At 73.7% G+C, this 13,057-nt stretch carries 8 protein-coding genes; 7 read left to right on the top strand and 1 reads right to left on the bottom strand.

Going from position 1 to position 13,057, the window contains the following annotated elements; all coding sequences use genetic code 11:
• The first annotated feature begins 380 nt into the window (after window positions 1-380).
• The 7 genes from IEZ31_RS07500 (at window position 381) to IEZ31_RS07470 (ending at window position 12,633) form a co-directional block, all read left to right on the top strand.
• On the top strand, window positions 381-1,589 hold the full coding sequence (locus IEZ31_RS07500; RefSeq protein ID WP_229834417.1) for an ABC transporter substrate-binding protein: 1,209 nt from the start codon (window positions 381-383) through the stop codon (window positions 1,587-1,589).
• A gap of 52 nt (window positions 1,590-1,641) precedes the next feature.
• Complete coding sequence (locus tag IEZ31_RS07495) at window positions 1,642-2,502, top strand: carbohydrate ABC transporter permease (RefSeq protein ID WP_190249022.1); 861 nt, start codon at window positions 1,642-1,644, stop codon at window positions 2,500-2,502.
• Window positions 2,499-3,299, top strand: coding sequence for a carbohydrate ABC transporter permease (locus IEZ31_RS07490; protein WP_190249021.1), 801 nt, complete (start codon window positions 2,499-2,501; stop codon window positions 3,297-3,299). Before IEZ31_RS07495 ends, IEZ31_RS07490 begins: the two co-directional genes overlap by 4 nt.
• Window positions 3,300-3,307: 8 nt before the next feature.
• Window positions 3,308-5,281, top strand: coding sequence for a glycoside hydrolase family 31 protein (locus IEZ31_RS07485; protein ID WP_190249020.1), 1,974 nt, complete (start codon window positions 3,308-3,310; stop codon window positions 5,279-5,281).
• Window positions 5,281-7,419: a hypothetical protein gene (locus IEZ31_RS07480; protein ID WP_190249019.1), complete on the top strand. Its 2,139-nt coding sequence runs from the start codon at window positions 5,281-5,283 to the stop codon at window positions 7,417-7,419. The genes IEZ31_RS07485 and IEZ31_RS07480 overlap by 1 nt, the downstream gene beginning before the upstream one ends.
• Window positions 7,420-7,511: 92 nt before the next feature.
• Window positions 7,512-11,168: an ATP-binding protein gene (locus IEZ31_RS07475; protein ID WP_190249018.1), complete on the top strand. Its 3,657-nt coding sequence runs from the start codon at window positions 7,512-7,514 to the stop codon at window positions 11,166-11,168.
• Between the two features lie 91 nt (window positions 11,169-11,259).
• Window positions 11,260-12,633, top strand: a complete 1,374-nt coding sequence (locus tag IEZ31_RS07470) for an FAD-binding oxidoreductase (protein ID WP_190249017.1) — start codon at window positions 11,260-11,262, stop codon at window positions 12,631-12,633.
• Here the strand turns inward: IEZ31_RS07470 and IEZ31_RS07465 are convergent.
• The gene (locus IEZ31_RS07465) at window positions 12,630-13,007 is read right to left on the bottom strand and encodes a DUF2267 domain-containing protein (protein WP_190249016.1); all 378 of its coding nucleotides are present in this window, start codon (window positions 13,005-13,007) and stop codon (window positions 12,630-12,632) included. The two genes, IEZ31_RS07470 and IEZ31_RS07465, sit on opposite strands and share 4 nt — an antisense overlap.
• Between the last annotated feature and the right edge of the window lie 50 nt (window positions 13,008-13,057).

The following is a 13,057-nucleotide window of genomic DNA, read 5'->3' as shown; positions in this document are numbered from 1 at the left end:
ACCCCACTAACCGCCCGCACTGCCAAAGCCCGCCCGCACTGCCAAAGCCCGCCCGCACTGCCAAAGCCCGCCCGCACCGCCAAAGCCCGCCCGCACCGCCAAAGCCCGCCCGCACCGCAAGCCGGTCGCACCAGAAGCCGCCCGCACCCCAGGCCGGTCGCACCCCAGGCCGCCCGCACCGCAAGCCGCCCACCCTCGCCCGCGCTCCAACCGGCCCGCCGCACTCATCCCGGTGCCGTGCCGGCGTTCCCCACCCTCGCGTTCCGCGCCGCACCACCCCGAGCCGCGCGGTCCCGTCTCCCACCTCCGCGCCCCACCGCAACCCCTCGCGCAGTCCGCCGATTGTCGAATCAGTTCGAAAGGTATCGACTATGGTTCACGTGAAACGTCGCGCCCTCGCCGCGGCCCTCGCCGCCGCCGCGCTGGCCCTCTCCGCCTGCGGTGACGGCGCGGGCGGAGGCGGCGCCACCAGCGACGACACTCTCACCGAGATCGACTACTACGAGGCCGCCCCGCAGAACACCCAGCTGCCGAAGCTCCTCGACGCGTGCGGCGCCGAGGCCGGCGTCAAGGTGCAGCACCAGCAGGTCCCGCGCACCCAGTTCATGCCCAAGCTGCTCCAGCAGGCGTCGGCCAAGGCGGTACCGGACCTCGCCCTCATCGACAACCCCGACCTGCCCCAGCTGGCCGCCACCGGCGGGCTGGTCCCGCTCACCGGCCTGAGCACCGAGGGCCTGTACCCGTCGATCGTCAACGCCGGCCAGTACCAGGGCCAGACCTACGGCATCGCGCCGGGCGTCAACGGCCTCGCGCTGTACTACAACGAAACCCTCTTCCAGCAGGCCGGCCTCACCCCGCCGAAGACCTGGGACGAGCTGACCGCCGCGGCCAAGCAGCTCACGCAGGGCACCCGTTACGGCATCGCGTTCTCGGCGGTCGGCACCGAGGAGGGCAGCTTCCAGTTCGAGCCGTTCTTCTGGACCGCCGGCGCCAGCCTCAAGCAGCTCGACTCGCCCGCCGCGATCAAGGCCCTGACCCTGTGGAAGGACCTGGTCGACGCCAAGGCCGCCTCCAAGTCCGTCGTCACCTGGACCCAGGCGGACGTCAACGACCAGTTCATGGCGGGCAACGCGGCGATGATGGTCAACGGCCCCTGGCAGCTGCCGACGCTCAACAAGAAGTCCGACCTGAAGTTCGGCATCGTCCCCATCCCGATCCCGAACGCGAACGCCAAGCCGGTGACGCCGCTCGGCGGTGAGGTGTGGACGGTCGGCAAGAGCAACCCGGAGCGCGAGAAGAAGGCGCTCGCCGTGCTCAAGTGCCTGCTCGGCCAGGACAAGAGCCTGGAGTGGTCGACGAACGCCGGCTACATCCCGAGCAACCAGGCCGCCGCGCAGCAGCTCGCGAGCAGCAACCCGCAGCTGAAGGCGTTCGTCGAGGAGGTCGCCACGGCGCAGGCGCGCACGGCCGAGCTCGGCACCGGGTACCCGAAGGTGAGCGAGGCGCTGTTCAACGCCATCCAGGCCTGCCTGGCCGGCGGCAAGTCCCCCGAAGAGGCGCTGAAGGCAGCCCAGGCCGCCGTCAAATGAAGCTGAGCGAGCGTCCGGTCGTCACCTGCCGCCGCAGTGCAGCGGAGGCGGCATGAAACGCGCAATGTTCGTCGTCCCCGTGTGGATCTACGTGCTCGCGTTCTACGTCTATCCGCTCGTCACCAACGTGCGGATGGGGTTCCTGGACTACACGGTCTCGTCGTTCTACACCGGGGTCGCGCCGTTCGTCGGGCTGCGGAACTACCGCGAGGTGCTCCACAGCCCGGCGTTCGCCGGCACCGTCGTCAACACGCTGCTGTTCACCGCCGGCTCGCTGCTGTTCCAGTTCGGCATCGGCCTCGCGCTGGCGGTGTTCTTCCAGCGGAAGTTCCCGCTCAACGGCGTGCTGCGCGCGCTGCTGCTCGTGCCGTGGCTGCTGCCGCTGGTCGTCTCCGGCACCGCCTGGCGCTGGATCCTGGAGACCGACTCCGGCGTGCTCAACCAGACGCTGCTCCAGCTGCACCTGGTCGACCAGCCGGTGCCCTGGCTGGCCAGCACCGACTGGGCGCTCATCGCGGTCACCCTGGTGAACATCTGGGTCGGGATCCCGTTCAACACGGTGATCCTGTACGGCGGGCTGCAGGCCATCCCCGGCCACCTCTACGAGGCCGCCGAGCTGGACGGCGCGGGCGGCTGGCAGCGGTTCCGCCGGATCACGCTGCCGCTCCTGCGCCCGGTCACCGCCGTCGTGCTCACGCTGGGCCTGATCTACACGCTGAAGGTCTTCGACGTGATCATGGTGCTCACGCAGGGCGGACCGGCGGACTCGTCACAAACGCTCACCACGTACGCGTACGACCTGTCGTTTCAGCAGCTCGCGTTCGGGCACGGCGCGGCGGTGGGCAACGTCCTGATCGTCGTCGCGGTCGTGTTCGCCGCGGTCTACCTGCGCACCGAGCGGCGGTCCGGATGAGAAGAACCGTCGCCGGCGTCACGCTGATCGCGATCATGCTCTTCCCGCTGTACTGGATGCTCAACGCCTCCCTGCTGCCCTCGACCGAACTGGTCCGCCCCACGCCGACCTGGCTGCCGGTCCACGGCACGTTCGACGGCTACCGCAACGCCCTGTCGAGCCAGGGCGGGCACCTGCTCACCAGCCTGTACATCGCGCTCGGCACGGTGGCGGTCACCCTCCTCGTCGCCGTGCCGGCCGCCTACGGCCTGGCCCAGCTGGACGTGCCCGGCCGGCGGACGCTGCTGTTCGCCCTGCTGGTCGCCCAGATGATCCCCGGCATCGTGATGGCCAACGCGTTCTACGTGGCCGCCAACCGCCTCTACCTGCTGAACTCGCCGCTCGGCCTGATCCTCGCCGACTCCACGCTCTGCGTGCCGTTCGCGGTGCTCATCCTGCACGCGTTCATGCGGACGGTACCGCCGGAGATCCGCGAGGCGGCCGCGCTGGACGGCGCGTCGCACCTGCGCACGCTCGTCGCCGTCATCCTGCCGGTGAGCCGCAACGCGGTGATCACGGCCGCCCTCTTCTCGTTCCTGTTCACCTGGGCCGACTTTCTGTTCGCGGTCACGCTCACGACCCGCGACGAGTTCGCCCCGATCACCGTCGGCATCTACCGGTTCATCGGCGCGCACCTCAGCGACTGGAACAGCGTGATGGCCACCGGGGTCATCGCGTCGGTGCCCGTCGCCGTGCTGCTCGTCGTCGCGCAGCGCTACGTCGCCGCCGGCATCACCTCCGGCAGCGTCAAGGACTAGGAGCACAGTTGACCAACCGACTCGTCCACCGCCAGGGCCACCAGATCCTCGTCGTCGAGCCCTGGGGCGAGGACAGTGTCCGCGTCCGCGCCGGCCTGCACGCCATCCGCGACGACCTGCCCGGCGCGCTGCTGCCACCCGCCGCCGTGGATGCGGTCGTGGAGCAGACCACGCTCGTCAACGGGCGACTGACGGTGACCGTCGACGACGGCCTGATCAAGGCCACCCGCACCGACACGGGGGAGGAGTTGCTGCGGGAGGCGCCGGCCCACTTCTGGTGGCCCGGGCCCCGCCACTTCCAGGCGGCCGGCGACGGGACGTACCGGATCGAACAACGCTTCGCCGCCCACGACGGCGAGCGCGTCCACGGCCTCGGCCAGCACGGGCACGGCCGCTTCGACCAGAAGGGCATGGTGCTGGAGCTCCAGCAGCGCAACGGCGAGGTCACCATCCCGTTCGCGGTCTCCAGCCGCGGCTACGGCCTGCTGTGGAACAGCCCCGCCGTCGGCCGCGTCGAGTTCGCGGTCAACGGCACCCGCTGGGTGGCCGACCGTGCGCGCCAGCTCGACTACTGGCTCACCACCGGCACGCCGGCCGACATCCTGCGGCACTACGCCGACGCGACCGGGCACGCGCCGCGCCTGCCCGCATGGGCGTCCGGCTTCTGGCAGAGCAAGCTGCGGTACCGCACGCAGGAGGAGCTCCTCGCCGTCGCCGGCGAACACGTCCGGCGCGGGCTGCCGCTGTCCGTCATCGTCGTCGACTACCTGCACTGGCGGCACCTCGGCGACTGGGACTGGAACCCCGACGACTGGCCGGACCCGCGCGCGATGGCCAAGACCCTGCGGGAGAACGGCGTCGAGCTGGCCGTGTCCGTCTGGCCGTCGGTCAGCCCGCTCTCGCCCAACCACGCGCCGATGCGCGACGCCGGGATGCTCGTCGCGACCGACGCCGGCGCGCCGGCGCACGCCGAGTGGCCGGATCTGGTCGCCGGTACCGCGGCCGGCGACGACGCCGCCATCGGTGTCGCCTTCTACGACGCCACCGACCCGCGCGCTCGCGACTTCCTGTGGGAGCGCCTGCACGACAACTACTACCGGGCGGGCATCCGCGCGTTCTGGCTCGACGCCTGCGAACCGGAGATGCGCCCCGGCCACCCGCACAACCTGAGCTACGCGGCCGGCCCGGGCAGCGAGGTCGCCAACCTGTACCCGCGCGAGCACGCCCGCGGCGTGTTCGAGCACCTTCGCGCACAGGGCGAGACCGAAGCGCTGTCGCTGGTGCGCTCGGCGTGGGCGGGCTCGCAGCGGTACGGGGCGGCGCTGTGGTCCGGCGACATCCCGGCCACGTTCGACGCCCTGGCCGCCTCGGTGCGGGCCGGGCTCAACGTGGCGCTGAGCGGCCTGCCCTGGTGGACGACCGACATCGGCGGCTTCCACGGCGGCGACCCCGACGACCCGGCGTTCCGCGAGCTGGTCGTGCGCTGGTTCCAGTTCGGCGCGTTCTGCCCGCTGTTCCGGCTGCACGGCCACCGGGAGCCGCGCACCGGCCGGGCAGGCGTCGGCGTGGCCGGCGGCCCCAACGAGGTCTGGTCGTTCGGCCCCGACGCCTACGCGGCGATCACGGCGGTGATGCGGCTGCGCGAACGGCTTCGTCCATATCTGCACGAACAGCTGCGCGGCGGCGAGACGAGCGGACTCCCGCTCATGCGGCCGCTGCTGCTGGAGTTCCCCGGCGACCCGGCCGCCTGGGACGCCGACGACGAGTTCCTCTTCGGCCGCGACCTCATCGTCGCGCCCGTAGTACAGGCCGGTGCGCAGCGCCGCGAGGTCTACCTCCCGGCCGGCGCGGCCTGGACCCACACCGATTCCGGCACCACGTACGAAGGCGGCACCCGCGTCACCGTCGACGCGCCGCTGACCAGCGTCCCGCTGTTCCTGCGGGACGACGCCCGACTCCCCATCGCCGAACCGGAGGAATGATGCATCGCGCAGCCCCGCCAGGCCGCCTGCTCATGGCCGCCCTGCTCATCGCCGGCGCCGCCGTCGCGCTGGCACCCACCGCGGCCTCGGCCGCCGACACCACCGTCTCGGTCAACCTCGCGCAACGAGGAAAGGTCCCGACCCGGGCCGGCGCCGGTTTCCTGTACGGCCTGTCGCAGGACGGTTCCGGACCCGCCGACAGCCTCCTGCAGCCGCTGCGCCCCACGCTGTTCCGCGGCGGCGGGGCGCGCATCGCCGGCCACGGCTGGATCGGCGACGGCTACGCCGCCGGCAGCGGCTACCAGGTGCGGCTGAACTCGGCGGTCGCCCAGGCCCGCCGGGTCACCGCCGCGCCCTACAACGCCACCTACCACCTGCTCGTCTCCGACGTCTGGGGCGCCGACACCGAGCAGCCGGCGAACACCGTGTACCCGTGCGACAACGGCGACTGCACGAACTGGCGCTCGTTCATCACCCGGCTCGTCACGGACGTGCGGGCGTCGGGGGTTCGCGTGCGGTACGACATCTGGAACGAGCCGGACGGCACCGGGTTCTGGCCGCGCGGCGTCAACAGCGCGCAGTACTACCAGATGTGGAACACCGCGGTGACCGAGATCCGGCGGCTCGACCCGCAGGCGGTGATCGTCGGGCCGTCGTACTCCGGCTACAACCACGGCTGGCTCGACGCCTGGGTCGCCCGCACGAAGGCCGACGGCACCCTGCCGAACGTGCTCAACTGGCACTTCGGCAACGACCCGGCGGCCGACGCGGCCGACGCCAAGGCGATCCTGACCGCGCGCGGGGTCGCGCAACTGCCGCTCACGATCGACGAGTACCTCTTCTCGCAGCAGCAGCATCCGGGGTACCTCGCCTGGTTCCTCGACCGGCTCGCGGTCTCCGACGTCTCGGCCGCCGCCCACGCCATCTGGTCGGACTGCTGCGTCGCCGGCACGCTCGACTCGGTGCTGTGGAACGGCCAGCCGACCGGCCAGTGGTGGGTGTACCGCGCGTACGCCCAGATGACCGGCAACGTCGTCACCACCACCAACGGCAACGGCATGGCCGTCGCCGCGACGATCGACTTGGCGGCCGGCCGGGCGGTCGCGCTGATCGGCAACCAGAACGGCCAGACGGGCACGACGACCGTCGCCTTCACCGGCGTCACCGACTTCGTCACCAACGGCCGCGTCCGGGTCACCGTGCAGCGGATCCCCAACCAGTCGCCGCTGCCCGGCCCGATCGTCGTCGCCAGCGCCGACCTGCCGGTGACGAACGGCGCGCTGAACGTGCCGGTCACCATCCAGTCGGGCACCGACGCCTACACGGTCACGCTCGGCGCCCCGCTCGACGCCGGCGACACCGGCGGCCCGCTGGTCGTCGACGCGAACAGCCCCGACTTCACCTACGGCGCCAACTGGGGCCTGACCACCGGCGTGCCCGACATGTACGCCGGCACCGCCAACTGGAGCTTCGTCGGCGGCGCGACCGCCACGTTCCGCTTCACCGGCACGCAGGTCGCGCTGCGCGCGGTCCGCGACGTGGACCAGGGGCGGATGACGGTCGCCGTCGACGGCGGCGCACCGTCCACCGTCGACAACTACGCCCCGTCCCGCAACGCGTCCGGCGTGGTGTGGACGAGCCCGGTGTTGTCCAACGGTGCGCATTCGCTCACCATCGTCAACACCGGGCAGCGCAATCCGGCGAGTTCCGGCACGAACATCGCGCTCGACCGCGCCGACGTGACCCGGGCGGCGGTCCAGACGGTCGACGGCACCGGGCCGGGCTTCGCCTACGGCGCCAACTGGGGCCTCACGACCGGCGTCCCCGACATGTACGGCGGCACGGCGAACTGGAGCTTCACCGCGGGCGCCGCGGCGACATTCACGTTCACGGGCACCCGCGTCGCGCTGCACGCCGTCCGCGACGCCGACCAGCAGATCATGGCCCTGTCGCTGGACGGCGGGGCCGAGGTCCTCGTCGACAACTACGCCGCGAGCCGCAACGCGTCGGGCGTGGTGTGGACCAGCCCGGCGCTGGCGGCCGGGTCGCACACGCTGCGCATCCGGGTGACCGGAACGAAGAACGCGGCCAGCTCCGGCTGGAACGTGGCGATCGACAGCGCCGACGTCACCCCGTAGCCGGCGCGCCGGGGGCGCCGTCCGGCGGCGCTCCCGGCAGGTTCGCTCATACCTGACAGAGATCGCGCTGAACTGCCGATATGGTTGCGGCCGTGACGCGGCTCGACTTCCGGATCCTCGGACCGCTTGAGGTACGGACGCCGACCGGCGAGCCGCTCGACCTCGGCGCCCGCAAGCAGCGCGCCGTCCTGGCGTTGCTGCTGGTGGATCCCGGCCGGGTGGTGTCGCTGGACCGGATCGTCCACGGGCTGTGGGCCGGCGAGGCGCCGTCGAGCGCGACGGGCACCCTGCAGGCGTACGTCTCCCAGCTACGCCGGGTGCTCGAACCCGACCGCCCGCCGCGCACCCCGCCCGCCGTGCTCGTCACCCGCGACCCGGGCTATGCGCTCGCCGTGGCGCCGTCCCAGGTCGACGCCGTGCGCTTCGCCGCGGCCGTCGAGGCGGCCCGCGCCGACCTGCGCGCCGGTGCCTACGACCTTGCGGAGCGTTCCCTGACCGCGGCGCTGGGGGAGTGGCGCGGCGCGCCGTTCGCCGACTTCGCCGACGAGGAGTTCGCGGTCGCGCCGGCGGCGCAGCTGACCGAGCTGCGCGACAGCGCGGTCGAGGAGCTCATCGAGGTCCAGCTGGCCACGGGTCGCCCGGCCGGCGCCGCGGCCTCGGCCCAGGGCCTGCTGGAGCGCCACCCGTTCCGCGAACGGGCCTGGGGCCAGCTGATGATCGCGCTGTACCGCGCCGGCCGGCAGGCGGACGCGCTGGCCGCCTACCGCCGGGCCCGCGAGGTCCTGGACGACGAGCTGGGCCTCCCGCCCGGGCCGCACCTCCAGGCGCTGGAGGCGGCCATCCTCCGCCAGGACCCCGACCTCGACCCCGTCGGCGGCTCGTACGTTCCGGCCCTCGCTCTCCACGATCCCGCTCACCGCGACCGAACCACTCACGGAGTGCCCGACATTTCCGAAAAATCGGGAACATCGGGCGACGGCGGCCGAGGCGACGAGGCCGCGGGGGGTGCGGCGCAGCGGGTGGCCGCAGGCGCGGGACCGCTCGCGGGAGGCCAGGCCGAGCGCACGGCTGCCCGCGGCGAAGCGTTCGCGGGAGGGCCGTCCGCCACGCACCGGGAATCGCTCGCGGGAAGGCCGTCGGCCACGCACCGAGCAGCGCCCGCAGGCGGGCCGTCGGCCAACCACCGAGCAGCGCTCACAGGAGGGCCGTCGGCCGCCCGCGGAGCAACGTTCGTGGGCGAGGCCGCCGGCGTCGAGCCGCTCGTCGGCCGGGCGGCCGAGGAGCAGCACGTCGCCGACCGCATCGCCCAGGCCGGCGCCGGGCGCGGCGGCGTCCTGCTCGTCGTCGGCGAAGCCGGCGTCGGGAAGAGCCTGCTGGCCGAGTGGGCCGCCGCCACCGCCGAGCGGCACGGGCTCGCCACCGCCTGGAGCCGGTGCGTCGAGGCCGGGGCCACGCCCGCGTTCTGGCCGTGGGCGCAGGTCCTGCGCGCGCTGCCGGACACCCCGGAGCGCCGGCACCTGCGCGACGTGCTCGCCGGGCGGGGCGACAGCGAGTGGCGCCGGGAGGACCCCGACGCCGGCCTGTTCCACCTGCACGAGGCCGTGGCCGAGACGCTGCGGGAGGCCGCCGGCGAGCGGCCGCTGCTCGTCGTCGTCGACGACCTGCACGTCGCCGACGCCTCGTCGCTGCAGCTGCTCGCGCACCTCGCGCCGGCCCTGCACCGGCTGCCGATCCTGCTGCTCGCCACGCTGCGGCCGGAGGCCGGCGACGCCGACCCGGCGCTGCGCGAGGCGCTCGCGCTCCTCGCCAACGAGCGCGGGGCGGAGCGGCTGCGGCTCGGGTCGTTCACCGCCGCCGACATCGCCGACTACCTCGGCGGCCGGCCGGGCGCCGACGTGGTCGAGGCCCTGCTCGAACGTACCGGCGGAAACCCCTTCTATCTCAAGGAACTCCTGCGGCTGCTGGCCAGCGAGCACCCCGGCGGCTGGGGCTCGGCGCAGGCCGTCGTGGACACCGGCGTGCCCGAGAGCGTCCGGGACGTCATCTCCCGCCGGGTGTCCCGGCTGCCCGACGACACCCAGGTCCTGTTGCACGCCGCCGCCGTGATCGGCCGCGACGTGAGCCTGCTCGTGCTCGAGGCGAGCACCGACCGGCCCAACGAGGCGGTGCTGGAGGCGCTGGAGCCGGCCGTCGCCGCCGGGCTGCTCACCGAGGTGCCGGGGACGTGGGACTACCGCTTCTCGCACGCGATCGTGCGCGACACCGTCTACGGCGGGCTCAGCCGCCTGCAGCGGGCCCGGCTGCACAAGCAGGTCGGCGAGGCCCTCGAACGCGCCGAGGACCCGGCCCTGCTGCCGCTGCTCGTCCACCACTTCACGATGGCCGCGCCGCTCGGCGTCGCCGACCGGGCCGTGCGGCACGCCCGCCGCGCCGCCGAGCTGGCGATGGCCCAGCTCGCCTACGACGAGGCCGCGCGCTACCTGGAGACGGCGCTCGGCGCGACCCGGCCCGGCGCCAGCCGGGACCGTGGCCGGCTGCTCGTCCAGCTCGGCGTCGCCCGCCGCGCCGCCGGTGACGTGGCCGGCACGCGGGCCGTCCTCGACGAGGCGCTCACCGTGGCCACCCAGCTCGGCGACGACGAGCTGGCGATGGACGCGGCCACCCTGTTCGGCGGCGTCACCCTCTGGACCTGGCGCCCGTACCTCGGTGTCGACGAGCGCATGATCGGCATCCTGCGCGCCCAGCTCGGCCGGCTCGACCCGGCGGACGACCGGCGGCGCGCGGTGCTGCTCGGCACGCTCGCGGTCGAGTTGTACTACAGCCCCGACCGTCCCGAAGGCGAGGAGCACGCGGCCCGGGCCGTCGCCCTGGCCCGCGGGAGCGGCGACCCCGACCTGCTGGTCCGCACGCTGAACAACTACTGGGTCGCCGCCTGGGTGCCGCAGCGGGAGGCGCCGCGCCGCGCGGTCGTCGACGAGCTGCTCGCCATCGACTCGCTCACGCCGACCGTCGAGGTGACCGCACTCGTGCACCGCATGATGTCGCGGACGATCGCCGGCGACCTCGCCGGGTTCGACGCCGACCTCGCCCGGTGCGTCCGGCTGGCCGAGGAGATCCGCACCCCGGTGCTGGGCGCGCAGGTCAGGTACGCGCGGGCCGGCCGCGCCATCAACGCCGGCGACTGGGCCACCGCGGAGCGGCTGGTCGGCGAGGCGTTCGCGCTGCAGGAGCACACCAGCCTCTGGGGCACGCAGTGGATCCGCCTCGCCATGCTGCACACCAGCCGGCGCTTCGAGGGCCGGCCGGGGGACCTGCGCGACGAGCTGGTGCGCTGGGCCGACGAGCCGCTCCTGGAGCTCCTGCGCCCGACCGCGGTGCTGGCGGCCTGCGAGTCCGGCGACGAGGACCTGGCCCGCGAGTTGGTCGGCCGCTGGGGTACCGCGCGGGACCACCTCTGGTGCTGGAGCTTCATCGCGTTCCAGTGGGGCCTGGTGGCGGCCCGGCTGGGGACGCCGGACCCGCGGGAGTTGTACGACGAGATCCTGCCGTTCGCCGACCAGTGGTCCTCGGTCGGGAGCGGCTGCGCGACGTGGGGCACGCTGCACTTCGTGCTGGCCGAGCTGGCGGCCCGGCTCGGCGATCCCGCGGCGCTCGAGCACGCGACGGCGGCCCTGGCCGAGCACACCCGGGTCGGCATCGCCCACCTGGTGGCCGCGAGCCGGGCTCAAGTCGCGCGCATGACGGCTTAAGTCATGACCTAGTTGCCCACAAGTGGTGCCCCGCAGAGTGACTCCTGCACGGCCCCCGCCCCGGGAGCCTCTGTTCTAGGGCAGTTCTTCGATGACGATTTCCGACATTTCGATAGACGACCTGACCGCCGCCGTCGCCGGCCCGGTGTTCGTGCCGGGCGACGAGGGGTACCCCGCCGAGACGTTCGCCTGGAACGTCGCCCACCAACACCAGCCGCTCGTCGTCGTCGGCGCGACCAGCGCCGCCGACGTGGCCGCCGCGGTCCGCTGGGCCGGCCGGCACGGGCTCGCCGTCGCGGTCCAGGCGACCGGCCACGGCGCGGTACGCCCGGCCGAGAGCTGCGTGCTCGTCTCCACCACCCGCATGCAGGAGCTGAGCGTCGACCCGGCCACCCGCACCGCCCGCGTCGGCGCCGGCGTGCGCTGGGCGCAGGTGATCGAGGCGACCACGCCGCACGGCCTGGCCCCGCTCAACGGCTCGTCCTCGAACGTCGGCGTGGTCGGCTACACGCTCGGCGGCGGCCTGGGCCCGCTCGGCCGCGCGTACGGCTTCGCCGCCGACCACGTCCGCTCGGTCGAGATCGTCACCGCCGACGGCGCGGTCCGCACGATCGACGCCGACCGCGAGAGCGACCTCTTCTGGGCGGTCCGCGGCGGCAAGGGCAACTTCGGCATCGTCACCGCCATCGAGTTCGGCCTGTTCGAGGTGGCGTCGATCTACGGCGGCGGGATCTACTTCCCGGCGACCCACGCCGCCGAGGTCCTGCACGCGTACCGCGAGTGGGCCCCGACCCTGCCCGAGCGCACGAGCACGTCGATCGCCGCGCTGCGCCTGCCCCCGCTGCCGCAGCTGCCCGAGCCGCTGCGCGGCGCGTACGTGGTGCACCTGCGCTTCGCCCACCTCGGGACGGCCGAGGAGGGTGCCGAGCTGCTGGCCCCGATGCGGGCGGTGGCCCCGGCCGTCATCGACGCCGTCGGCGAGCTGCCGTACCAGGCCATCGACGCCGTCCACCAGGACCCGGTCGACCCGATGCCGAGCCGCGAGCGGGGCGCCCTGCTCGGTGACCTGTCCGCCGAGACGATCGACCGCCTGCTGGAGGTCGCCGGCCCGCAGGTCGCCGACATCCCGGTCATCATGGTCGAGCTGCGGCTGATGGGCGGCGCCCTGTCCCGCCCGGCCGCCGTCCCCAACGCGGTGAGCGGCCGCGGTGCCGCGTACTCGCTGTTCGTCATCGGCCTCGGCGTCCCCGAGCTGGCCCCGGTGGTCGACGCGGTGAGCGCCGACATCGTGGCCGCGGCGGCCGCGGACACGGTGCCGGGCGGGCTGATCAACTTCTCGGGCAGCGCGGTCCACGAGGCGCTGCTGGCCAACTGGTCGCAGCCGGACCGCGACCGCCTGCTGCGGGTCAAGCGCTCCTACGACCCGACGAACCTGTTCTCGGCCAACCAGGCGCTGCTCCCCTAGGCGCCCGTTCGGGCGAGCTCGCGGTACTCGGCGGGCAGCTGGCCCAGCGCGTGCTGCACCCGCGCGCTGTCCGGCAGCCCGCTGAGCGTCGCGAGGACGACCCGCAGCCCGCGGGTGACCTCGTCCTGGTTGAGCCCGGTGCGCTCGCGCAGGTGCCGGGTGAAGTTCCGCAGCGGCTCGGGGTGGGCCTGCCCGTCGTGCTGGGTCACGTGCCCGGCCAGCTCGATGGGCAGGTCGAGCGCCAGCTCCCGGCTCTCGCCGCCGCTGAGCTGCCCGCCGAGCTGCTCGAGCGTGGCCCGGATGAGGTCCAGGGCCTCCTCCTTGGCCAGCCCCGCCTGCTCGGCGACCAGCGCCGCGAACGTCCTGTCGTCCACGCCGTCCAGCCTCCCGGCTTCCACGGGCTCCCGCCCCCGCACCGCCGGGG

Source organism: Dactylosporangium sucinum (genome assembly GCF_014647515.1).
GTDB classification, from domain to species: Bacteria; Actinomycetota; Actinomycetes; order Mycobacteriales; family Micromonosporaceae; genus Dactylosporangium; species Dactylosporangium sucinum.
The sequence above is the reverse complement of the archived record's forward strand: the minus strand, read 5'-3'. Positions and strand labels throughout refer to the sequence as shown.